We start from the raw sequence: 23,092 nt of genomic DNA, 5'->3' as shown, positions 1-23,092 counted from the left end.
CTTATTATCATTTTATTATAACATTTTATGAAAAATATTGCCATTATGAAACTTATTTTGTAACTAAAATAACATATTTATTCCATACAATATTTTTTCTTATCCTATAAAAATATAACTATACAAATTATTTTATCCTATAAGTCTATATATTCCCAATAATTTAGTTTAATTTTTACTCCCACCCTATGAATACTAGACATTTTCTTTATATTATATTATCATTGTTCTTATAAAGAAATTCGTAGGAGATTGTTATGCAAACTGTAGAAGGTTATCTAAATAAAATTATCTTTCATAATAAAGAAAATAATTATTATATTTTATCCATATTTTTAAATGATCAATATGATTTTGCTGAAGGAGATTATTTAAGCGTTGTAGGAACATTTAATGACTTCGACTTTGTTGAAGATGAATTATATTCATTCAAAGGCGAAATAGTCCAACATAGAAAATACGGAACTCAGCTATCCGCGATTGTAGTTGAACCTGTAATCGAAAAAGATAAAGAAGCTATTGTATCCTATTTATCAAGTTCCATTTTTCAAGGTGTTGGTAGAAAAACTGCCGAATTAATAGTAGAAAGTTTAGGAGTTGATGCACTAGATAAAATATATGAAGATAAGGATGCACTATTCGCAATAAAGGGTATCCCTACACAACGTAAAGATACTATTTATGCTACAATTGTCGCAAATAAGCAAACTCAAGATATTATTTTAAAGCTAAACGAATATAATCTTAGCAATAATTTAATTCTGAAAATCTATAACTTTTACAAGCATAACACGTTACGTACAATTACAGAAAATCCATACTCTCTTATTAAAGATATAAAAGGAATAAATTTTAAAACAGTAGATAAAATTGCAGAAACTAACGAAATTGCTGCGAATGATCAAGAAAGAATACTATACGGTTTTATTTACACTATAAATACATATTGTTTTTCTACTGGTAATACATATATTTCAAAGAATAACTTACTATACAATACTTTTAACATATTATATTCTTCTAGAAATATAGCTGTCGATAAAGAAGACATACTAAAAGCATATACTTATGCTCTAGATACTGCAAAGTTAATAGAAATTGAAGATAGAGTTTTCTTACCAGAAATATACTATTCAGAGTATTCTATCTATAGTGACATAAATAGAAGATTAGAAATGAAAAACACTGAAGATATTAGCGAAAAACTTCTAGATAAATATATAGAAGAAGTTGAAGATGAATTAGGAATAGAATACGATATAGTTCAGATTGCTGCGATAAAAAACTGTATACAAAATAAATTTTCTATTTTAACTGGTGGTCCCGGAACTGGTAAAACAACAATTATACTAGCAGTTATTAAACTCTTCCAAAAAATTAATAACTATAGTATTCATGACTTATTGGATGAAACTAGAAATATTATTACCTTATGTGCACCTACAGGGAAAGCGGCTAAAAGAATGTCAGAAAGTACAGGCTTTTATGCATCAACAATACATAAAGCTATTGGTTGGAGCACAGAAGATGAAAATATGGAAGAATTTGTTAGTGATAAGAGCATAAAATCTGAATTGGTAATAATAGATGAATCAAGTATGATTGACGTATTCTTAATGTATAACTTATTAAAGATTATTCATAAAGATGCGAAAATCATTCTAGTCGGTGACAATGATCAATTGCCATCAATCGCTCCTGGTAATGTTCTTAATGACTTGATTAATTCTAAAGCCATATCAACAGTTAAATTAAATAAAATTTTTAGGCAAAGCGAACACTCAAGTATCATTAATATTTCCCACTCTATTAAAAATGATATTCCATTCGATATATTAGAAAACTTTGATGATAAGGAATTCATTTCAGCTAATAAAAACGAAATGATCAATGTCATCTCAGCAGTATATGATGATTTACTTAAAAACACAAGTAAAGAAAATATCCAAATCCTTGCTCCAATCTATAAAGGAACTAGTGGTATAAATGAAATTAATACAGCTATTCAATCAAGATTTAACGATAACGAAGAACAAATTGAATATGGAGAACTGATATATAAGGTTGAAGATAGAGTTATGCAACTTGTTAATAGACCCGAAGATAATATATTTAATGGTGATATAGGTTATATTAAAGAAATTTATAAAGAAGGTAATAAATTAAAGATTGTCATAGATTATGATGATAATTTTGTTACTTATGAAAAACAAGAATTAAATCAAATTACCCTTTCATACGCATGTTCTATACACAAAGCACAAGGATCAGAATTTGAAAATGTTATAATTCCGTTTATTGATAATTATAACTTTATGCTTAATAAAAATTTAACTTATACTGCTATCACACGTGCAAAGAAAAAACTAATATTATGTGGAAATCATAATGTTTTTTATAAGTCAATCGAGCCTACAAATACTGTCAATAGACAGACTGCTCTAGAATGGTTCTTTACAACAGACAGAGAAGCGGATATTGAAGACATTGAAATCGATGAAGAGCTTAAAACATTTATATTAGATTTTCAAAATATAAATACTATTGACCCTATGATCGGTATGGAAAATATAAAACCTACAGATTTCCTGTAGTATCCTCAATTACATACATAAAACGACCTGGACATAGAAAATCTATATCCAGGTTTTATCTATTACATAGCTGCTAAATCACGAGCAATTTTATCTATATCATTAATATTTAAAAATGCTGCTGCTATTGCAGAACCATTTTTTGCTGCAACAGAACTATTTACTGCTGCAATCATATTTTTAGTTAGTGCATCTAAACGAACTAATTTAGCCTTAACTTCATCTAATTTTTCATACTCAATATTTTCATTATTTAGCGTTTTTAGAGTTGCTATCGAAGAATTTACTTTGTCAGTCATCTCTTTAAATTTCTCTACCTTATCGCCTAAAGGACGTCCCTTATCAAGATCTGTTTCAATAGTTCCTGCTAGTTCGTCAAAAGTGATTAATTCTTTTGAAAATGAACTTAGCTTATTCTTCATATATTCACTTGAATATTTTGTTTGCGAAATATTGTAATTCTTGTTAGCACTATCTTTTAAATTAAATGCAACTGAGTTTTTATTTTTAGTTACAATTTCAATATTGAAATCTTTATTATTAAACTCGTTTGAATTAATATTATCAATATTTAGAGTTTTCCCATTAAAATTATTAAGTTTTAATGATTTCAATAAAGATTCAAAACCTTCTTTGTTAATGACTTCATCATTAGTAGTAATTATCAACTTATTATCTTTTTTATCAAATTCAGTTTTTTCTAGCTGGTTTAGAGTAACAGAATTTGTAAGATTTTGCAATTGTTCTGTAGTTATATCCGACTTAGAACTACAACCTTGCAAAATTAGCAAGGTTGTTAGTAATATTATCAGCTTTTTCATTACTTATTAGAATAATTCTGGTGCTGAGATAATGTTTAAGTTTTCGTCAATTTCAAATACTAATGGAGTACCTGTTGGTAAGTTAAGATCTAAGATTTTTTCATCAGAGATGTTTAATAAGTATTTGATTAACGCTCTTAAACTGTTACCGTGAGCAGAAATAAGTACGTTTTTACCAGCTTTAATTTGTTTAGAAATATCGCTTTCCCAGTATGGTAATACACGATCAATTGTAAGTTTTAAGCTTTCTCCTGTTGGAATTTCATTTTCAGGAATTTCTTTATATCTATCGATATTTCCTGGGTACATGTCACTAGATTTATCTACTGCAGGAGGCGCTACATCGAAACTTCTTCTCCAAATGTGAACTTGTTCATCACCGTATTTTTTTGCTGTTTCAGCTTTGTTTAATCCTTGTAAAGCACCGTAGTGTCTTTCATTTAATCTCCAGCTTTTGTATACTGGAATCCATAATAAATCTAATTCTTCTAAGAATAAGTTTAAAGTTTTGATAGCACGTTTTTGGTAAGAAGTATACGCTACATCAAAAGTAAGACCTAATTCTTTAAGTGTTTGACCACCTTTGATAGCTTCTTGTCTTCCTTTATCTGTGATATCAACATCAACCCATCCTGTAAATCTGTTCTCTAGATTCCATTGGCTTTCACCGTGTCTAGTTAATACTAATTTCATTAAGAAATCCTCCTAGTTTTATTATTATATTTTAATTATACAATATTTTTTAGTATTAGTACATAGTTTTTATTATAAAAAACATATTGAAAACGTTATAGGTATGCTGATTTTGATAAATAACATATATTTTTCACTTTCTGATATATATTAAGAAAAATAAGACTAGCTGAATAATAATTTCCATCTAATCTTATAATAATAAATAATATTTTCTGTTCATAATGACTTTATAATGAATTTTGTATTTTTAAAATACTTTATGCTCCACTTTACCCCTTTTTACAATTTTTAACTTGTTAGTCTCAAAAAAAGTAAAGACTTTAGCTAATAAAACTAATATAACTATCCAATATATAAACATACTATTACCTTCTTTCATTTAATACGTAAAACTTAATTTTCTTTGTACTTATATAATAACATACGGAAAACCGAAAATCAAGAGAAAAATTCATATTTCTTAATTTTTTTATTATATACCCTTGATTTTATATACGGTTTCCTTTATAATCAATATATAGATAGAAAATAGATTGGAATGTAATATTATGACTACAACTTTTAGTATTAGATTTAAAAAATGTTTAAAAGAAAAAAATATAAAACAGGCTGAACTTGCTCGTTCAACAAAAATTACACCTTCATCAATTAGCGATTGGTCTAAAGGCAAATACACACCTAAAAGAGATAAATTACAAATTATAGCTGAATATTTATCAGTAAATCCTGCATGGCTTATGGGAGAAAGTGACACAATGGAAACAGAATCTTTAGATAGTAATTTAAATTCCAACAACAACTATTTAGATGATGTTTCTAAACTTCCTATTTTAGGAACAATCTGTGCGGGGGATGGTGTTTATATTGAAGAAGAATATGATGAACATATTTTTATCGATCAAGGTATGCATGCTGATTTTGCACTACGTGTAAAAGGAGATAGTATGATAGAAGCTGGTATATTCGATGGTGACCTAGTTTTCATTCGTCAACAAAGTTCTGTTAGAAACGGTAAAATTGCTGCTGTTAGATTAACTGAATGGAACGAAGCATCTCTAAAGAAAATTTTTGTTAAAAATGACAATGTAATTCTTTATCCATGTAATCCTGACTATGAACCTATAGTAACACGTAATGTTGAAATTATTGGTGAGTGCGTCGGTGTATATAGAGAACTATAATTTTATAAAATAAGAGTTTCTTAGATAAATCCCTAAGAAACTCTTATTTTTAAATTCTTACTAATATAGCCATCCTATCTCGGCCATTTATATCTTTATACACTTCAGCCTTAAATCCATTCTCATTGGCTAGTTTCAGTATCTTCTCTCTTTGATCATATCCTATTTCAAAAAATACTAGACCATCTTCTTCTAAATATTCTTTAGCGTTTTCTACTATTTCTCTATAGAAATACATACCATCTTCTTCTGCGAATAAAGCAAGATGTGGGTCGTAATTTAAAACATTTTCTTCCATTGTTACTTTATCATTATATGCTATATATGGAGGATTTGAAACTATGATATCAAATTTCTCATTTATATTTTCAAAAATATCAGATTGTATAAATTTAACCTCTGCCTCGTTCATTATTGCATTTTCTTTAGCAACTTTTAGAGCTTCTTCACTTATATCACTTGCGACCACCTCTATCGACTTAGATTCAAGTTCTTTTCGTAAAGTTATTCCGATAATACCACTACCTGTACATAAATCAAGAATTTTTATATTATTTTTATTAATAGATTTTATATACTCAATAACCTTATATATAAGTTCTTCTGTTTCCATTCTAGGCGATAATACATCTTTAGTGACTTTAAACTTTCTATCATAAAAATACTCAAATCCCGCAAGGTGACTTAATGGCATATTTTTCTCTATATGTTTATCAATTAAAGAAAAATACAATTCTTCTTTTTCTTTTGATAGTTGCTCAGAAATGTTATTTGTAAATTGTTGAGAATTTTCATCCAATATATACATTAATAAAAATCTTGCTAATGATTCTTCTTTTCCTTGTCTTCTTAAAAGAAGACAAGCTCTTGTTATAGCTTGCCTTCTGTTCATTATAGTTCTTCACCTTTATTCAGTTCTGCCATCTTCTCAGCTTGTTCAGCAATACGAAGCGCTTCTAATACTTCATCAAGTTTACCTTCCATAATTTGGTCTAATTTTTGAATAGTTAAACCAATTCTATGATCAGTAACACGGTTTTGAGGATAGTTATAAGTTCTAATACGTTCAGAACGATCCCCTGTTCCAACTTTAGATTTACGTTCAGCGTCGAATTTAGCTTGCTCTTCTTGTTGATATTTATCATAAACACGAGCACGTAAAACTTTCATAGCTTTTTCTTTGTTTTTAATCTGAGAACGTTCATCCTGCATAGATACAACAACACCTGTAGGAATGTGAGTTAAACGTACAGCTGACATCGTTGTATTAACCGATTGTCCTCCAGCACCACTAGATGCGAAAGTATCGACACGGATGTCATTTTCATTAATATCAATTTCGATCTCTTCTGCTTCAGGTAATACTACAACTGTTGCAGTAGATGTGTGAATACGTCCACTTGATTCTGTTGTAGGAACACGTTGAACTCGGTGTGCACCACTTTCAAATTTCATTTTAGAATACACATCTTCACCAGAAATAATAAAGATCGCTTCTTTAATACCACCTATACCAGTTTCAGAACGTTCTAAGACGTCAACTTTCCATCCTTGAGATTCAGCAAATCTAGTGTACATACGTAATAAATCACCAGCAAATAGTTGTGCTTCATCTCCACCAGCTGCTCCACGAACTTCAACAACAACGTTTTTCCCGTCGTTAGGATCTTTTGGTAATAATAAGATTTTTAATTCTTCTTCCATAGGTGCAAGAGATGGTTCTAATTCTTTGATTTCCTCTTGCATCATTTCTTTCATTTCTTTATCTTCTTCTATTTCAAGAAGTTCCTTAGTATCTTTAATTTGTTGAACTATATCTTTGTATTCTCTAAATACAGCTACAGTTTTTTCAATAGAACGTTGTTCTTTAGAATATTCCATAAGTTTTTTCGTATCACTTACAACATCTGGATCACTAAGTAATTCATTTAGCTTCTCATAACGTTCTTCAACTATCTCAAGTTGTCCAAAAATTTCCATTTCTTCCTCCTAATTTATCTTTTAATTTCATGACAATGACGACATCTAGCTTCATATGACTCACTAGCACCGATAACTACTATTGGATCATCATATCTAGCAGGTTCACCATCAATCAATCTTTGACTTCGACTAGCTTCTTTACCGCATTTATTACAAACAGCATGAAGCTTTGTTACCATTTCACTTACAGCCATTATTTCAGGCATCGGATGAAACGGTTCTGCTTTAAAATCCATGTCTAATCCTGCCACAATAACTCGTATTCCATCATCAGCAAGCTTATTAATAACTTCTACAATTTTTTCATCAAAGAACTGCACTTCGTCAATTCCTATGATATCATATTTTTTATCAATAATATAGTCATAAATCTGTTCAGCTTTATCAATATTTACAGACTCATAACTATTTCCATTATGTGTAGAGACCATATTCTCTTCGTATCTATTATCTATAGACGGTTTGAATAGAAGTACTTTTTGTTTGGCTATTACCCCTCGTTTTATACGTCTTAGTAATTCTTCTGATTTTCCAGAGAACATACTTCCGCAAATACATTCTATCCATCCGAATTTTCTATTTTCTATCATTATTAATCCCCTCGGGCTTATATTATACAATTACTAATAGAATAAAAACAGACAATCCAATAAAGAAATGTCTGTTTTATTTTTCTTACTTGATACCGTATTTTTTGTTGAAACGTTCGATACGTCCATCTGCTTGAGCGAATCTTTGACGCCCTGTGTAGAATGGGTGTGTATCTGAAGAGATCTCAACTTTTAATAATGGGTATGTATTCCCGTCTTCCCACTCGATAGTTTCTTTAGATGGTTTAGTTGAACCACTTAAAAATTTGAAACCACTTGTAGTATCCATGAATACAACTTTACGGTAATCTGGGTGAATTCCTTCTCTCATTATTATCGTCTCCTTCTGCCCTGAACGCTTTTAATACGAACAGAGTTATTTTTCAGTGAGTTAATCACATACCTTATTATTATAAATAATAATCTTAAAAAAATCAAGTACTTTTATTAATATTTGTAAACTTTTTTTGTTGACACCTTGCATTATATTTCCGCTATAAAATCTCTCTTTTATTATAGTTGAAAAATACAAGAGAGACAAACTATTATATTCACCTTTAATAGTTCATCTCCTAGTCTTAAGTTATTATTTGATCTCATCAGTAGCAACATCTTCTCCGAACCATTTATTTGATATTTCTTGAAATTTTCCTTCTTCATGTAATTTACTAAATGCTTCATTCACCTTATTAACAAGCGTAACATCCGCTTTTCTCGCTCCTACTGCAAATGCTTCACTATCAAATCCTGCATTTAAAATATCAAAATCTTGGAGTTTATTCTGTTGTTTTAAATAATAATTTGCATATACTTTATCAATTAATAATGCATCAATTCGATCATTTTCTAAATCAATTAACGCCTCATTAAAACTTTCATATTGAGTAGCATCGTTACTCTTCACAATATTTTTAAGAACTTCTGGTTTCTCATTAAAAGTATCATATCCTGACGAACCATTTTGAGCACCAAGTATCTTATCTTTTAGTTCAGATATATTTTTAATTTTTTTAGATTTTTTTACTACTACAACTTGCTCATTTATCATATATTGCTTTGTAAATTGAACAATACTTTCTCTTTCTTTAGTCTTTGAATATCCATTCCAAATTAAATCAATATTACCATTTTTCAACTCAGTTTCTTTTAAATCCCAGTTAATTGCTTGCCACTCAACTTTTATTCCATATTTTTCAAAAACTGAGTTTGCTAAATCTATATCAAATCCAACATTTTTACCACTCTTATCTTGGAATCCCATAGGCACAAACGTATTATCAAAACCTATAACAATCTTCTTGTCTTTTTGAAAAGCTTCCCAATTATCTTTTCTAGGTTTATCTTTTCCTCCAGAAGCACAACCACTAATTATTAAAACACTAATAAGAAGGGTAATAAGTAGTTTAAATTTTTTCATTATTATCACCTCTTACTTTGGTTCTACTTTCAGAATACTATCTGCAATATTTTCTGCAAATTGTAAATCGTGAGTTACAACAATCTGTGTAATACCTAATTCTCTATTTTTAAGAATAAGTTTCTCTACTTCTAATCTAAGCTCTGGATCTAATGCGCTAGTAGGTTCATCATAACCTATTATTTTAGGATCAATCATCATTGCTCTTGCTAAGGCAACACGTTGTTTTTGTCCACCTGATAATGAAATTGGATAACTGTTTACTTGCTTATCTAGACCAAGCTTATCCAATAAAGTAAGCGCCTTTTCTTCAGCATCATTTTTAGACATATTCATAGTCTTAATTGGAGAAAGTACTAAATTTTCAAGGACTGTAAGATGCGGAAACAATTGAAAATCCTGGAAAACAAATCCTAATAAATTTCTCTTTTCTAATTCATCAATTGGGAGTGATTCACCATTGTAAATAATTTCGCCAGAATCGATTTTTTCTAGTCCCGCTAACATTCTTAACAACGTAGTTTTCCCACCGCCAGAAGGCCCTACTATCGCTAAAATCTTATTCTCTTCTACAGTTAGATTAAAATTCTCAAGAATTTGTCTATCTTTAAATTTCTTACTTATATTTTTTAATTCTAACATGTGTTACCTCCTATCGTAGTTATAACGCTGTTCTACTCGTTTCGATATTATTGTTACAATACCAATAAGTAGTAAATAAATTGCTCCAGCAACAAACATCGGCAATAAACTTGCATCTCTATTAGCAGCTGTTCTACTAGCTAAAATCAAATCACTTATTCCTAATGCATATACTAAAGAAGTATCCTTAACTAAGCTCATGATTTCATTAAATACACTCGGTAATACAATCTTAATAACCTGCGGTAAAATAACAAATCTAATAGTTTGAAATTGAGTAAATTTTAATACTTTAGCAGCCTCATATTGACCTTTTGGAATCGAGTCAATACCACCTCTAAAAATTTCAGCAAAATACGCAGCATAGTTTAACGTAAATGCAATTATAGCAGCAGGTAGCCTATCAAATCGTATCCCTACTGAAGGTAGTACATAATATATAAAAATTAATTGTAATAACAACGGTGTTCCACGCATTATCCAAATATATATATTGATAAAATAATTCAATAGCTTTATATTAAATCTCATAATAAAAGCTATAATTACACCTAACGGAATAGATAAAATTAAAACTAGGAAAAATACTTCTAAAGTTATTAAAGCACCTTTAATTAAACTAGGCAATATTTCCATTAAATATTCCATATATTTCCTCCTTTTATATTTATTAACCACAATCGACAGCCATATAGTTGGTTGTTTTTGAATTTTAAATCTAATTATAACACAATTTTATAAAAACAAAAACCCCTTAATAATTAAGGGGCTAAATATTCATTATTTATTTAATTTTGAATCGTGGAATTTTTTCATAATTCCTTCTTTTGATAATAAACTTCTAACTGTGTCAGAAGGTTGAGCTCCATTACCTAACCATTTTAATGCTAACTCTTCATCGATTTTAACTTCTGCTGGTTCTTTAACAGCATTGTAAGTACCGATAGTTTCGATAGAACGTCCATCACGTGGAGATCTTGAATCAGCAACAACGATACGGTAGAAAGGTGATTTTTTAGCACCTAATCTTTTTAAACGGATTTTTACTGCCATGTTTGTACTCCTTATGTTTCAACTTTTTTATTAATTTTATGTGTGTGTGTTTATGAAGTGTTTTAATGAAAAAGTTGAATCTATAACGCTAAGTTTTCTAAGCTAGATATTATTCTAACATTAAAATAAAAGTATGTCAATACTTTTTGACGAAAAATGTCAACTTTTTTTGTTGACTCGTCTAATCCCTATTATATCAATTTTTCTATACTATGTAAAGATAAAATATTTATAAAAATTTCACTCCACTAACCTATTAACAATTAAAAATATAGAAGGGAGTGACTCAAAAATCGTGATTTCGAGAAATCGATTTTGTCGAGTCACCCTCGAACAGTTTATTAGATATCTAAAAAGCTTTTATAAAGCGAATTTAGATATCAATAAACCACTACGTCTATGAGTTTTCATATAAACTAGGACTTTTGGGTCAGCCCTTTCTATTTTAACTTTTAATCTTCTAATACTTTAGCTATTTCGTTTAGAACTTGTTCTTTACCTATTTTAGTAACAGAAGAGAACGGAATAATAGCCATATTATTAGTTAAATCTAATTCACGTTTAATTATTCCTGTATTCTTAGCAAGTTCATTTTTAGAAATTTTATCAATTTTAGTCATAACTATAACGAATGGAATTTCATAATAGTTTAAAAATTCATTCATCTCTATATCATCTTGAGATGGTTTATGTCTACTATCTACTAAATGTAGAACAAAACCTAAATTTTCACTATTAGTAAAATACTCAACAATCATATCATATAGTTTTTCTTTTTCTGGTTTTGATAATTTAGCATACCCATAACCTGGTACATCGACTAAAACTAACTTATTATCAACATCGAAGAAGTTTAATGTACGAGTTTTACCAGGTTTTGATGAAACACGCGCATAGTTTTTTCTTTCTAATATTGTATTAATAAAAGATGATTTACCAACATTTGAACGACCACACATCGCTACTTCTGGTTTATCATGTTCAGGATATTGTTTTTTTGAAACTGCACTTATAAGCAGATCAACATTATGTGTATTTAACTTTTTCATCTTTATTCTCCAAATACTATTTTAAATACTTCTTGAATACTGTCAACTGAATAGATAGTTAATTTCTCAAGTACTTCTTTCGGAATATCAATTAAATCTTTTTTATTCTTAGTCGGAATAATTATTGTATTTATATTCATTTTTTCAGAACTTAAAATCTTCTCTTTTACTCCACCTATTGGTAAAACTTTTCCATGTAAAGTCATTTCTCCAGTCATCGCTATGTTATTATCAACTGGTTTTTTAGTTAATGCAGAATACACCGAAGTAGTAATAGTTATACCAGCAGATGGTCCATCTTTTGGAACAGCACCTTCAGGAACGTGTAGATGTATGTCTATTTCTGAGAAATTAATATCCTCAAGATTAAGATTTTCAGCATTAGATCTCAAATAAGAAATCGCCATTTGTGCTGATTCTTTCATTACATCCCCTAATTTTCCTGTAAGAATAATCTTACCATTTCCTTTAGATACGCTTGTTTCAATTTCTAGAGTATCTCCACCAACAACAGTATAAGCTAGACCATTAACCAAACCAATCTCAGGTTTAATATTTTTATCTTTTAAACTATATTTTTCAGGTCCAGCAAAATCCTCAAGATTAGTAACGCCTACTTTGATTTTCGCTTCTCCTTGAAGAACTTTTAATGCTGCTTTCCTACAAATAGAACCAAATACTCTTTCTAAATTCCTTACTCCAGCCTCATAAGTATATCCATTTATTATCTTATTAATCGCCTGTTTACTAAAAGTAATTTGACCTTTTTTAAGACCATTTTCTTTAATTTGACGTGGTATTAAATATTTCGCAGCGATATTTTCTTTTTCTTTAATCGTATAAGACTCAAGTTCAATTACTTCCATCCTATCTCTAAGTGGTGCTGGAATTAAACTCAAATTGTTAGCTGTAGCAATGAATAATACTTTTGATAAATCAAATGGAATATCTAAATAATGGTCTACAAATTCATTATTTTGAGCGGGATCAATTACCTCTAGCATAGCTGCAGCAGGATCACCTTTTATATCAGAAGCCATTTTATCAATTTCATCTAATAAAATAACTGGATTCTTAGTTTTTATTTTCTTCAATGATTGAATAATTTTACCAGGTAAAGCACCAAGGTAAGTTCTTCTATGTCCACGAATCTCAGCTTCATCATGTACTCCACCTAAAGAAATACGAACAAAACTTCTTCCCATAGAAGCGGCAATCGATTTAGCCAATGAGCTTTTACCAACACCTGGAGGCCCTGATAAACATAAAATCGGAGATTTCATATCATCTCTTAGTTTTTTAACTGCTAAAAATTCTAAAATTCTCTCTTTAATTTTCTCTAAACCATAGTGATCTTCATTAAGAATTTTTTCTGCATTCTTTATATCTATTTCATCAGCTGTTAGTGTATTCCACGGAAGAGCAACAACAGTATCTAAATAAGTTCTAATGATAGAATGTTCAGGACTCATTACCGGTGTTTTTTCTAACCTATCTACTTCTTTTAATAACACCGCTTTATCCTCTTCAGATAATTCAATCTCATTAATAGCTTGACGAATCTTTTCAATATCGTCATCTTCTGGCGCTATTTGTTTCAACTCGTCTTGTACAACCTTCATCTGTTCACGTAAGAAGTATTCCTTTTGTTGAGTATCGATATTAGCTCGAACCTTCTCGTCAATTTCACGTTTAAAGCTATTTCCAACTAAGAAAGCTTCTAGACTTCTATTTAAGAAAATAGCCTTTTTCTCTAAATCTAACAAGAACAATACACGTTGTTTAAGCATTTTATCAATTGGGAAAAACTTAATGTTTTTATTGATAAATTTCTCTAAATCATCAGTTTTATAGTAATCAATATCGAAGTTTTCTCTCTTTAAATAATTTAGAAAATTTGTTCTGATACTGTTCAATAAACCTGTTTTATCAAAACCATTATCCACAACTTCTCTAATATTAATCTCAAGGTGTTCAACATGGTTATTGTTATAAACACCACTTTTCACCTCAGCAATACCATAACATTGATACTCATATTTTTTATTCTTTTTATCAATTGTTAATTGACCATATGTCCCAAAGAACACATTAAAACCATTACTATCAAATACATCTTCTTCAGAAAATGAATCATCATAACTATCAATTGGTTTTCGTTTATATGTTACAAAAACTGGAATTTTATCTTTCTTAATAGTTTTAATTGTTTTTAAAAATTTTTTGTCCGTTACATCTATTGTATAAGTATTAGACGGAAAGAATAAATCTCTATTCTCTAATAAATAATATTTTGTCAAAACGAACTCCTCTCTAACCTATTTATTTTAAAATTGGTTTTGTTTTATTAATTACGTTATCACGTGTTACTGTACAAGTTTTAATACCTTTTTTACTTGGTATTTCAAACATAACATCAAGTAGTAGTTCTTCAATAATAGAACGAAGTCCACGTGCACCTGTTTTTCTCTTGATAGATTCTTTAGCAATTTCTTCAAGCGCTTCTTCCTCGAAAATTAATTTAACACCATCAAGATCAAATAAATATTCATATTGTTTAACAATTGAATTTTTTGGTTCAGTTAATACTCTAACTAAATCTTTCTCATCAAGTTCTTCTAGATAACAAACTACCGGAATACGTCCAATAAATTCAGGAATCATACCGAACTTAACTAAATCTTCATGTTTTACTTTAGAAATAATATCCTCATCATCTTTTAGTTCATCACTCTTAGAAAAACCTATAACTTTTTCTCCTAGACGACGTTTGATTATTTCTTCTATACCTGAGAAAGCTCCCCCTATGATAAATAGAATATTTTTCGTATTGATTTTAATCATTTCTTCTCCAGGATGTTTTCTTCCACCTTGAGGAGGAACACTAGCAACAGTACCTTCTAAAATTTTAAGAAGAGCTTGTTGAACACCTTCACCTGATACATCACGAGTAATTGATACATTTTCACCCTTTTTGGCAATTTTATCAATTTCATCAATATATATAATTCCTTTTTCAGCTCTTTCAATATCATAATTAGCATTTTGAATTAATCTAAGTAAGATATTTTCAACATCTTCTCCTACATAACCTGCTTCTGTAAGCGTAGTTGCATCTGATATAGCAAAAGGGACATCTAGCATTTTAGCTAAAGTTTGAGCAATCAATGTTTTTCCTGATCCAGTACTTCCTATTAAGGCAATATTACTTTTCTGTAATTCTATATCATGATTTTCTGCAGCTTTTATTCTCTTATAATGATTATAAACAGCAACTGCAACAGATTTTTTCGCCTTATCTTGACTGATTACATATTCATTTAAATGCTCCATTATTTTTTGAGGTTCTAATAATTTAAATGCTGGTTTATTATTTGCATTTCTATATTCTATTTCTTCTTCGATTATATCTGAACATAAATCAACGCATTCATCACAGATAAACACGTCATTCCCAGCTATCATTTTAAAAACTTCGTTAGTATTTTTTCCACAAAAAGAACATCTTACTTCTTCTTTATTTTTTACCATAATTACACCTCACATTATTGAACTTTATCTTATATCTTATTATCTTTTTATTATCTAATCTATTTAAAGCCCAAAAAGATACACATTATTATACCATACAATACAATTTTTTTCTAGCAAAGACTATCATATAATATTTAATATTAAACCTTTTATAGTAAATCTTAGACTATAATAAATTTAAAATTTTAAATTTTTTCACCTATTATAATTCAATTCTTAAAATTTTATATGTTATTCAATTTCTTAATTATAATTCTCCCTTTTAGTAATGTCATATTAATGGTATAATAATTCTATATAGAAAATAGGAGGAATACTATGTCATTTTTTTCAAAACTTGGTGAAAATATAATTTTACCTCAAGACGTATTAATTCAATCAAAAGAAACAGCAGCTATTCCAGGTGCAATTAACGCCACAATTGGTATTGCTACATCTAATAAAAAAGCTATGGCTTTACCTTCAATAAATAAAGTAATAACAGAAATTAATAATTCAGAATACTTACCTTATTCTCCTACACCTGGATTACCAAAAATGCGAGAATTATGGAAAGAAAAAATCTTAGCTGATAACCCTAGTATTAATAAAGACTTTTTATCATTACCTATGGTTACAACAGGAATTACCCAAGGAATCGATATCGCAGCAAATCTATTTAGCGAAAGTGGCGATGCTCTTTTACTACCAAATCTTTTTTGGCAAAACTATGCTCAGATTTATACAATTAAGTTAGGAAATAAGATTTATAAATACAATCAATTTGACGAAAACAATGAGTTTAGTATTTCAAACTTTAAAGAAACTCTTTATAGTATCAATGAAGATAAAATTTCTCTAATTTTAAACTTCCCAAATAATCCAACTGGTTACACACCATCTGATGTTGAATTAAATTCACTAGTTGATGTAATAAGTACATATGCAAAAGAAAATAAAAATAAACAACTTATTATTGTCTCTGATGATGCTTATTTTGGACTATTCTTTGAAAACAATCACAAAACTCCAACATTAAGCGCTACGTACAAATTAGCAGAAAATGAAAACTGTTTAATAGTCAAACTAGATGGTATCACTAAAGAATTTTACAGTTGGGGACTTCGTGTAGGTTTTATTACATACTATACTAAAAATAATGAATTAAGAAAAATTCTATTAGAAAAAACACAAGGTTATTTGAGAAGTACTACATCATCTCCTTCTAACCTATCGCAACAAATTGCTGTGAGATTGTTAGATAATAAACAATCATTAGAAGAAAAAGAAATCAATGATAAAATAATTGAAGAACGTTATAACGAATTAAAACAAGCTATTTCCACAGAACAATTAGATCAACTTGTTAGAGTTCTTCCATTTAATTCAGGTTACTTCTTTACTATAAAATTACCATCTAATATAAATGCACATGAGTTCAGACTTAAATTCCTAAACGAATATAAGTACGGAGTTTACTCAATGGATGATGAACATATAAGAATCGCATTCTCATGTTTAGATAAAGAATTAATTCCAGAACTTATAAATAAATTCAAACAATGCATTAAACAATTTTAATAAAAAAATACGACTTAAAAGTTAGATTAATAATAATCATACTTTTAAGTCGTTTCTTTGTAATCTTTGAACATTAAATTTTATTTAATTGATTTTTTCAATAATTCAACCATATGTTTATTGGCATTTAATTCGATATCATTATTTAACTCAATAAAATCATATGTTCCATACTTATTATCTAATGCTGCTTTAATCAGATAATCTGTGACATTTGGATTTTTAGGTAAGATAGGCCCATGTAAATATGTCCCAATCAGATTATTGTATAAAATACCCTCTTTTTTATCTTCATCATTATTTCCATATCCTACTACTACATTTCCTAATGTTTCATAATTATGATATGTTCGTCCGCCGTGATTTTCAAAACCTACTATATTTCCAAATTTTTCGGATTCAACTAATATATTACCAATTAAGCGCGGTGCATCCTTTTTTGATTCTGTATAAAAGTCAAGAATATTTAAACCAGGTAATTTATCACCATCAACAGTCTTATAATATTCTCCTAAAAATTGATAACCTCCGCAGATTGTAAGAGCTGGTATCCCATCTTCAATTGCTGATTTAAATTCATGTTTAATTTTACTAAATTGTTCTGTCGCTATACATTGTTCCCTATCAGAACCACCACCGATGAAAAACATATCACAATCTGTAAGTTTTACACCATCAGTCGAAGTAATATTTTCAATTTCTAAATTGATACCTCTCCATTCACAACGTTTTTTTAGCGCAATAACATTTCCAATATCACCATATAAATTTAATTTATCTGGCATAAAATGATATAATTTCAAATCCATAGAATTACTTCTCCAATTCTTTTTGAGTTTCTACTAAAGCAGTATAATTCGGAATAGCAATTGCATATTTCTCTTTATAACTTTTTAGTTTTTCAACTGCTTCTGAAATACTTTCTAAAACAACTACATTAGCATTAATTCCTGTATACTTCAATCTCAGCGCTAATTCTTTTGCACGTTTACCGGAGCATACAATATTATTAATCTTTTGACCGTTCAGTATGTCAAAATCAGTATCCCAAATCCATGATATATCAATACCATCAGCACCATTATCATTCAATACTAATAGATAGTTAATTTCTTCTTTTATCGAATTAGCAATTGCTAAAGAAGCATTTAATCCAGCCGGATTTTTTGCTAAATTTAATAAAACTGTTGAACCACCAGCTAAAGAAATACTCTGCATACGTCCATTAGTTGCAGTATATGATTCTAAACCGTACTTTATCTTTTCATCTTGTAATCCAAGTTCTTTTAAAAGTGAATAAGCTGCAAGTAGATTATATATATTATAATCACCAGCTAGTTTTGTTTCAATCAAAGTATCTTCATTAATAGTCATATTAATAAATGGTTCTACAGTAGCATTAGTTACTTCATATTTAACATCTTGGTGTTTAAAATCACATTTAGAACAGTGGTAAAAACCAAGTTGACTATAGTGAACATGATCATAAATTAGTTCCATTCCACAATTAGGACAGAATTTAGATTCTGAAATACCAAAATCAGAAAATTTATAAGCATCTTTTGAAATACCAAAGTATATATTATCTTCACCATATTTTGAAAGCCTTGTAACGAAAGGATCATCACTGTTTAATATAAGTTGAATATTTTTTCCTTCTAGTTGTTCGCCTATTGTTGCTATTAAAGTATCAATTTCACCGAATCTATCAATCTGATCTCTAAAGAAATTATTTATAACAAACTTAGTAGGAGTAATATATTTCATTACCCTTCTAATTGAACCTTCATCAATCTCTATAATTGCTAACTTTGTATCATTTTTAGCTTGAATAGCAAAAGTTGAAATAATCCCATCCAACATATTTGCTCCTTCAAAGTTATTTATGAAATTTTCTCCAGCAGTTTTTAAGGTGTGTCCAATAAGATTTGATGTAGTTGTTTTACCATTAGTTCCGGTTACGAATACAATTTCATCAAAATCACTAGCCAGTTTTGTTAGTACATTGTCATTTACTTTTCTTAATACTTTACCCGGTAGGTCCGTTCCTTTTTTACCTGCAATTTTACTAGCAGTTCTAGTTAATTTCGCTAAATTTCTATAAAATCCTAGCATGTTTTCTCCTTTTATAGACTATTTTGTGATGTATCAAATTTATACCCTATTCCCCAAACAGTAACAATCATCTGAGCAACTTTTGGAGAAATTTTATCGAATTTTTTTCTTACACGCTTGATATGAGTATCTACAGTTCTTAAATCAGAATAAAAATCATAATCCCATACAGCGCGTAAAATTTCATTACGTTTAAAAGCTTTATCCGGAGATTTAGCTAAAAATAATAATAGATCAAATTCTTTAGGTGTTAATAAAACTTCACTATCCTCAACAATTACTTTATGTGAATTAACATCAATAATTAAACCAGGGAAAACTAACACATCCTTCGTATATAGCTCCGGAGTATAAAATACACTACGTTTTGTACGTTGAAGAATAGCATTAATCCTCAACATAAGCTCTCTTGGGCTAAATGGTTTAATTACATAATCATCTGCACCTAATTCAAAACCTTCAACCCTACTTTGTTCATCTGCTTGGGCAGACATTATAATTACAGGAGTAGCCTTAGTTTTTCTAAGTTCAGATAGAATAGACTTACCATTTAACATTGGTAATTGTACATCTAATAGTACACAAGAATAATCCATGTACTTTAGACGTTCTAAACCATCATGACCATTACTAGCTTCATCTACAATATATCCTTCTTTTTCTAGATACATTACTAATAATTTTCTAATTCTTTCCTCATCATCTACTATTAATATTCTTTCTGCCACAATACATCACTTCCTAATCTTACTTCTCACCATTCTTAGCTTTATTAATAAGTCTTTTAACCTCGTGAATCGTAAGGGTTCTATATTCACCTTTTTTCAAACCTTCTAATGTTAAGTCTTCAATAGATTCACGTTTAAGTTTCATAACTTCATATCCTAAAGCTTCAAACATTCTTCTAACTTGTCTATTTTTCCCCTCATGGATAGTTAATCTAACTAAAGTATTACCACTCTTATTTTTATTTTTTACGATATTCACCTCTGCCTTAGCAGTTTTATAATTATCGATTCTCACACCATTACGAAGAATTCTAAGGTGATTATCTTCTAATTTACCATTAATTTTCGCAACATATGTCTTTCTAATCTTATGCTTAGGGTGCGTTATTAAATTAATAAACTCCCCATCATTTGACATTATAAGTGCTCCTGAAGTATCGTAGTCTAGTCTTCCAACAGGCACAACACGTTCACTAACATCCTCAAAGAAGTCTTTTACACATGTTCTATCTTTTTCATCTGACATTGATGTAATAACCTTCTCAGGTTTATAAAATAGATAGTATCTCTTATTTTCTTTTAGTAAACGAACACCTTCTACGATAATAATATCACTTGGTTCTGCTTTTACACCTAGTTCTTTTACGACTTCACCATTAACACTTACTTTTCCATCAAGAATTAATTGTTCAGCCTTTCTTCTTGAAGTATATCCTGATGCAGCTATTAATTTTTGCAGTCTTTCTGCCATGTCATCCTCCTAATTTTGTAAAAATTTATTAATCTCTTCATTACTAACAATTTCCGATTTTGGCAATTGTTCTAAACTTTCTAAACCAAAAACATCTAAAAATATGTCTGTAGTCTCATATAACTTAGGCTTCCCAATAGTATCTAAAGTCTTATTCGATACTATAAGCTCCTTACTAACAAGAGAGTGTAATATAGAATCACTACTTACACCCCTTATCTTATCAATTTGAACTTTTGTAATTGGTTGATTATAAGCGATTATCGCTAATGTTTCTAGAGAAGCTTTAGATAACTTAACTAGATTTTTAGAAATAACAGCTTTTTTTATTACCTCTGTCATTTCATCCCTTAAGAGCATTTTATAAGTTGATCCAAACTTTTTAATAATCAACGAATTATTGATTTTATTATAATCTTCACAGAATACATTCAACATATTTTCTGCTTCGTGTTGTTCCACCTCCATAAAGGTAGAAAAATATTCAATATTAAGACCATCCTCTCCCTTCATAAAGAGTAAAGCCTCAATTATTTTCTTTGTTTCATCTAATAGCATATTAATTTTCCTTTAATTTATATTCTAAAATGATTTCACCATCTTTGTCAACACATAATAATTCTTGTTCTTTTATCATAGTTAAGATTCCCATAAACATCAAGACTATCTCATTTTTTTGAGAATATGTTTTTACAAGATTATAAAAGTGCATCTTCGGTCTATTTCTGAACTTATGTATAAGTTCCTCTTTTACCTGTTCAAAAGAGACTTCTCTACGATAACTAATTAAAGAAACTTCACTATCTTTTTCATCAAAAGATCTAAGAATATTCTCCATCGCCCTTAACAATTTAGTAGAAGGTATTCGAAGTGAATCGACACTACCTTCTACTTCTATATTAGCACTTTCTTTATCTAAAAATTGAGCTCTCATTCTTTGAAGATTATCTAGTTTTTCACTCAATTCTTTGTAATTTTTATAATCAAGAAGCTGTTGAACTAAATCCTCTTCATCACCAATATTTTCATCTTCAAACTTAGGAAGTAAATTCTTACTTTTTATATGAAGCAAAGTTGCTGCCATAACAATATATTCTTCTGCATTTTCTAAAGAAAATTCATCGTTATTATTTATATATTCCAGATAACTCTCTGTTAGACGCGCTATAGGAATATTATAAATATCAATTTCCATCTTTTCTATCAAATGTAAAAGTAAATCAAGTGGCCCTTGAAAAACCTCTAAGTTAACATTATACATTAATTTTATCCTTTATTAATTGTTTTTCTTGGATGATTAGTCATTGTTCTTTTAGATTTGTTCCCCTCTAAACTTGAGAAATACAATTTTAAGCTATGAATATTTTTCAGACCAAGTAGTTCTTGAACTTCTTCGGCTGGAACTTTATCTTCAAGCAAATGAATAGCTAAAGAATTTCTAAAATTCATAGTATTTAATTCTTTCGTCAAACCTAAATCCTGTTGACGTTTTTTAAATATTTTCCAAAAACCTTGGCGACTTATACCTTCACCATCATGATTTAAGAACAACTTACTATCGTCCTTAATATCAGGATATTCCTTTTTCAACTCTGCGATATAATTTTCAATCGCTTCAACTGATTCTCTATTTAATGCGACAGTTCTATACCCTTCTTTTTTTCTATATTTTAAGAAACCAATAGTAGTATTAACGTCTTTAAGTTCTAAGTTAATACACTCTGTAGGTTTTATACCTATAGAATAAGATAATTCAAATATCGCTTTATCTCTATAACCAATAAGATTATGTGTTTTCACGTCTAAAATTTTTGAAATTTCTTGTCTTGTAAAAATTACCAAATCTTGATGTTCTTCTTTATCAATATGTACATCGATATTTATTCTATTAGGAATAATTTTTTCCATCCATAAATATTCTACAAAAATATGGACAGTAGAAATCGTTCTTGATAATGTTGCTGACGAATACTCTTTTTCTCTTAAGTAATCAATATATCGAGCAATGAATTCCTCATTAAGCCATGAATAATCATCTGTTGAATATCCTTTTTCAGCTAAATATAAAAAGATTTTTTTCAAATCCCTATCGTATGAATTAATAGTATTTGTTGAAAACTCTTTTCTATTTATTAGATATTCATTAAAATTGTTTAATACTGTTTCACTCATATAAATACCCCCTTAGTATTAAAGCTACCCTATTTTTTGTATCTATATTGATTATAACATCTATAAAACTTTATGTAAATGCATTTATAACAATTTTTCTTGAAATATAAAGGTTGTATACTAAATCCGGGGCATGGAAAAATTCCAGCCCCGGATTTCAATTTTTATATACAAAAAGACAAATACCCAATATAATTAAAGTGTAG

General features: G+C 28.9%; 23 protein-coding genes. 3 read left to right on the top strand and 20 right to left on the bottom strand.

The genetic code is table 11. The annotated features are described in order from the left end of the window. The first annotated feature begins 257 nt into the window (after positions 1 to 257). Positions 258 to 2,594, top strand: a complete 2,337-nt coding sequence (locus tag PNO30_RS04535; protein ID WP_271987312.1) for an ATP-dependent RecD-like DNA helicase — start codon at positions 258 to 260, stop codon at positions 2,592 to 2,594. 62 nt (positions 2,595 to 2,656) lie between these two features. On the opposite strand, the gene PNO30_RS04530 is transcribed toward PNO30_RS04535, so the two are convergent. Continuing rightward, positions 2,657 to 3,415 carry a hypothetical protein gene (locus PNO30_RS04530; protein WP_271965329.1) on the bottom strand — a complete coding sequence of 253 codons (759 nt, stop codon included), beginning with the start codon at positions 3,413 to 3,415 and terminating at the stop codon, positions 2,657 to 2,659. 6 nt (positions 3,416 to 3,421) lie between these two features. Beyond that, positions 3,422 to 4,108, bottom strand: a complete 687-nt coding sequence (gene gpmA, locus PNO30_RS04525) for a 2,3-diphosphoglycerate-dependent phosphoglycerate mutase (RefSeq protein ID WP_048802621.1) — start codon at positions 4,106 to 4,108, stop codon at positions 3,422 to 3,424. Positions 4,109 to 4,659: 551 nt separating this feature from the next. Here gpmA and PNO30_RS04520 point away from each other — a divergent pair. Next, positions 4,660 to 5,292 carry a LexA family protein gene (locus tag PNO30_RS04520; RefSeq protein WP_271987311.1) on the top strand — a complete coding sequence of 211 codons (633 nt, stop codon included), beginning with the start codon at positions 4,660 to 4,662 and terminating at the stop codon, positions 5,290 to 5,292. 49 nt (positions 5,293 to 5,341) lie between these two features. Here the strand turns inward: PNO30_RS04520 and prmC are convergent, their stop codons facing one another. The 11 genes from prmC to clpX all read right to left on the bottom strand — a co-directional run bounded on the left by prmC (position 5,342) and on the right by clpX (position 15,557). After that, a complete protein-coding gene (prmC, locus tag PNO30_RS04515) occupies positions 5,342 to 6,184 on the bottom strand; it encodes a peptide chain release factor N(5)-glutamine methyltransferase (protein WP_271987310.1) in 843 nt (280 codons plus the stop codon). Then, the gene (gene prfA, locus PNO30_RS04510) at positions 6,184 to 7,272 is read right to left on the bottom strand and encodes a peptide chain release factor 1 (RefSeq protein WP_271987309.1); all 1,089 of its coding nucleotides are present in this window, start codon (positions 7,270 to 7,272) and stop codon (positions 6,184 to 6,186) included. Before prfA ends, prmC begins: the two co-directional genes overlap by 1 nt. 14 nt (positions 7,273 to 7,286) lie before the next feature. Next, complete coding sequence (locus PNO30_RS04505) at positions 7,287 to 7,865, bottom strand: thymidine kinase (protein ID WP_204644375.1); 579 nt, start codon at positions 7,863 to 7,865, stop codon at positions 7,287 to 7,289. An 85-nt stretch (positions 7,866 to 7,950) separates the two neighbouring features. After that, entirely contained in the window at positions 7,951 to 8,196 is a 246-nt protein-coding gene (locus PNO30_RS04500) for a type B 50S ribosomal protein L31 (RefSeq protein WP_003145327.1), read from the bottom strand. A 255-nt stretch (positions 8,197 to 8,451) separates the two neighbouring features. After that, entirely contained in the window at positions 8,452 to 9,282 is an 831-nt protein-coding gene (locus tag PNO30_RS04495) for an amino acid ABC transporter substrate-binding protein (RefSeq protein WP_271987308.1), read from the bottom strand. A gap of 12 nt (positions 9,283 to 9,294) precedes the next feature. Then, on the bottom strand, positions 9,295 to 9,924 hold the full coding sequence (locus PNO30_RS04490; RefSeq protein WP_271965320.1) for an amino acid ABC transporter ATP-binding protein: 630 nt from the start codon (positions 9,922 to 9,924) through the stop codon (positions 9,295 to 9,297). 3 nt (positions 9,925 to 9,927) lie between these two features. Further along, positions 9,928 to 10,572, bottom strand: a complete 645-nt coding sequence (locus PNO30_RS04485) for an amino acid ABC transporter permease (protein WP_271965318.1) — start codon at positions 10,570 to 10,572, stop codon at positions 9,928 to 9,930. A gap of 132 nt (positions 10,573 to 10,704) precedes the next feature. After that, positions 10,705 to 10,977 (bottom strand): 30S ribosomal protein S16, encoded by a 273-nt coding sequence (gene rpsP, locus PNO30_RS04480; protein WP_003145074.1) that lies wholly within the window; start codon positions 10,975 to 10,977, stop codon positions 10,705 to 10,707. A gap of 452 nt (positions 10,978 to 11,429) precedes the next feature. Beyond that, positions 11,430 to 12,026: a ribosome biogenesis GTP-binding protein YihA/YsxC gene (yihA, locus tag PNO30_RS04475; RefSeq protein ID WP_271965316.1), complete on the bottom strand. Its 597-nt coding sequence runs from the start codon at positions 12,024 to 12,026 to the stop codon at positions 11,430 to 11,432. A 2-nt stretch (positions 12,027 to 12,028) separates the two neighbouring features. Continuing rightward, entirely contained in the window at positions 12,029 to 14,326 is a 2,298-nt protein-coding gene (gene lon, locus PNO30_RS04470) for an endopeptidase La (protein ID WP_271965314.1), read from the bottom strand. A 22-nt stretch (positions 14,327 to 14,348) separates the two neighbouring features. Beyond that, positions 14,349 to 15,557: an ATP-dependent Clp protease ATP-binding subunit ClpX gene (clpX, locus tag PNO30_RS04465; RefSeq protein ID WP_271987307.1), complete on the bottom strand. Its 1,209-nt coding sequence runs from the start codon at positions 15,555 to 15,557 to the stop codon at positions 14,349 to 14,351. 321 nt (positions 15,558 to 15,878) lie between these two features. Between clpX and PNO30_RS04460 the strand changes: the two genes are divergently transcribed. Beyond that, positions 15,879 to 17,120 carry an aminotransferase class I/II-fold pyridoxal phosphate-dependent enzyme gene (locus tag PNO30_RS04460; RefSeq protein ID WP_271987306.1) on the top strand — a complete coding sequence of 414 codons (1,242 nt, stop codon included), beginning with the start codon at positions 15,879 to 15,881 and terminating at the stop codon, positions 17,118 to 17,120. Positions 17,121 to 17,200: 80 nt separating this feature from the next. Here the strand turns inward: PNO30_RS04460 and PNO30_RS04455 are convergent, their stop codons facing one another. Genes PNO30_RS04455 through PNO30_RS04425 form a run of 7 tightly spaced genes read right to left on the bottom strand, consistent with a single transcriptional unit; the run spans position 17,201 to position 22,886 of the window. Further along, positions 17,201 to 17,929, bottom strand: a complete 729-nt coding sequence (locus PNO30_RS04455; protein WP_204642257.1) for a type 1 glutamine amidotransferase — start codon at positions 17,927 to 17,929, stop codon at positions 17,201 to 17,203. A gap of 4 nt (positions 17,930 to 17,933) precedes the next feature. Further along, positions 17,934 to 19,235 (bottom strand): MurT ligase domain-containing protein, encoded by a 1,302-nt coding sequence (locus PNO30_RS04450; RefSeq protein ID WP_271965306.1) that lies wholly within the window; start codon positions 19,233 to 19,235, stop codon positions 17,934 to 17,936. Between the two features lie 11 nt (positions 19,236 to 19,246). Next, on the bottom strand, positions 19,247 to 19,963 hold the full coding sequence (locus PNO30_RS04445) for a response regulator transcription factor (RefSeq protein ID WP_003145978.1): 717 nt from the start codon (positions 19,961 to 19,963) through the stop codon (positions 19,247 to 19,249). Between the two features lie 19 nt (positions 19,964 to 19,982). Beyond that, on the bottom strand, positions 19,983 to 20,714 hold the full coding sequence (locus PNO30_RS04440) for a pseudouridine synthase (RefSeq protein ID WP_271987305.1): 732 nt from the start codon (positions 20,712 to 20,714) through the stop codon (positions 19,983 to 19,985). A gap of 9 nt (positions 20,715 to 20,723) precedes the next feature. Further along, positions 20,724 to 21,272 carry an SMC-Scp complex subunit ScpB gene (gene scpB / locus PNO30_RS04435; RefSeq protein ID WP_271987304.1) on the bottom strand — a complete coding sequence of 183 codons (549 nt, stop codon included), beginning with the start codon at positions 21,270 to 21,272 and terminating at the stop codon, positions 20,724 to 20,726. 1 nt (position 21,273) lies between these two features. Then, positions 21,274 to 21,975: a segregation and condensation protein A gene (locus tag PNO30_RS04430; RefSeq protein ID WP_271987303.1), complete on the bottom strand. Its 702-nt coding sequence runs from the start codon at positions 21,973 to 21,975 to the stop codon at positions 21,274 to 21,276. A gap of 5 nt (positions 21,976 to 21,980) precedes the next feature. Continuing rightward, positions 21,981 to 22,886: a tyrosine-type recombinase/integrase gene (locus PNO30_RS04425; RefSeq protein WP_271987302.1), complete on the bottom strand. Its 906-nt coding sequence runs from the start codon at positions 22,884 to 22,886 to the stop codon at positions 21,981 to 21,983. Positions 22,887 to 23,092: the final 206 nt, after the last annotated feature.

The sequence above is a fragment of the Gemella haemolysans genome (assembly GCF_028308085.1).
In the GTDB taxonomy this organism is placed as follows: Bacteria; Bacillota; Bacilli; order Staphylococcales; family Gemellaceae; genus Gemella; species Gemella haemolysans_D.
This window is presented reverse-complemented; position numbering and strand designations above follow the sequence as displayed.

Bases quoted from the DNA above. Each gene is read 5' to 3' on its own strand.
- PNO30_RS04520 (WP_271987311.1), top strand. From the start codon at position 4,660: ATGACTACAACTTTTAGTATTAGATTTAAAAAATGTTTAAAAGAAAAA.
- PNO30_RS04485 (WP_271965318.1), bottom strand. From the start codon at position 10,572: ATGGAATATTTAATGGAAATATTGCCTAGTTTAATTAAAGGTGCTTTA.
- PNO30_RS04450 (WP_271965306.1), bottom strand. From the start codon at position 19,235: ATGCTAGGATTTTATAGAAATTTAGCGAAATTAACTAGAACTGCTAGT.
- PNO30_RS04430 (WP_271987303.1), bottom strand. From the start codon at position 21,975: ATGTATAATGTTAACTTAGAGGTTTTTCAAGGGCCACTTGATTTACTT.
- PNO30_RS04500 (WP_003145327.1), bottom strand. From the start codon at position 8,196: ATGAGAGAAGGAATTCACCCAGATTACCGTAAAGTTGTATTCATGGAT.
- clpX (WP_271987307.1), bottom strand. From the start codon at position 15,557: ATGGTAAAAAATAAAGAAGAAGTAAGATGTTCTTTTTGTGGAAAAAAT.
- rpsP (WP_003145074.1), bottom strand. From the start codon at position 10,977: ATGGCAGTAAAAATCCGTTTAAAAAGATTAGGTGCTAAAAAATCACCT.
- PNO30_RS04425 (WP_271987302.1), bottom strand. From the start codon at position 22,886: ATGAGTGAAACAGTATTAAACAATTTTAATGAATATCTAATAAATAGA.
- PNO30_RS04460 (WP_271987306.1), top strand. From the start codon at position 15,879: ATGTCATTTTTTTCAAAACTTGGTGAAAATATAATTTTACCTCAAGAC.
- gpmA (WP_048802621.1), bottom strand. From the start codon at position 4,108: ATGAAATTAGTATTAACTAGACACGGTGAAAGCCAATGGAATCTAGAG.
- PNO30_RS04535 (WP_271987312.1), top strand. From the start codon at position 258: ATGCAAACTGTAGAAGGTTATCTAAATAAAATTATCTTTCATAATAAA.
- PNO30_RS04530 (WP_271965329.1), bottom strand. From the start codon at position 3,415: ATGAAAAAGCTGATAATATTACTAACAACCTTGCTAATTTTGCAAGGT.
- scpB (WP_271987304.1), bottom strand. From the start codon at position 21,272: ATGCTATTAGATGAAACAAAGAAAATAATTGAGGCTTTACTCTTTATG.
- PNO30_RS04455 (WP_204642257.1), bottom strand. From the start codon at position 17,929: ATGGATTTGAAATTATATCATTTTATGCCAGATAAATTAAATTTATAT.
- PNO30_RS04490 (WP_271965320.1), bottom strand. From the start codon at position 9,924: ATGTTAGAATTAAAAAATATAAGTAAGAAATTTAAAGATAGACAAATT.
- PNO30_RS04505 (WP_204644375.1), bottom strand. From the start codon at position 7,865: ATGATAGAAAATAGAAAATTCGGATGGATAGAATGTATTTGCGGAAGT.
- PNO30_RS04440 (WP_271987305.1), bottom strand. From the start codon at position 20,714: ATGGCAGAAAGACTGCAAAAATTAATAGCTGCATCAGGATATACTTCA.
- prmC (WP_271987310.1), bottom strand. From the start codon at position 6,184: ATGAACAGAAGGCAAGCTATAACAAGAGCTTGTCTTCTTTTAAGAAGA.
- yihA (WP_271965316.1), bottom strand. From the start codon at position 12,026: ATGAAAAAGTTAAATACACATAATGTTGATCTGCTTATAAGTGCAGTT.
- prfA (WP_271987309.1), bottom strand. From the start codon at position 7,272: ATGGAAATTTTTGGACAACTTGAGATAGTTGAAGAACGTTATGAGAAG.
- PNO30_RS04495 (WP_271987308.1), bottom strand. From the start codon at position 9,282: ATGAAAAAATTTAAACTACTTATTACCCTTCTTATTAGTGTTTTAATA.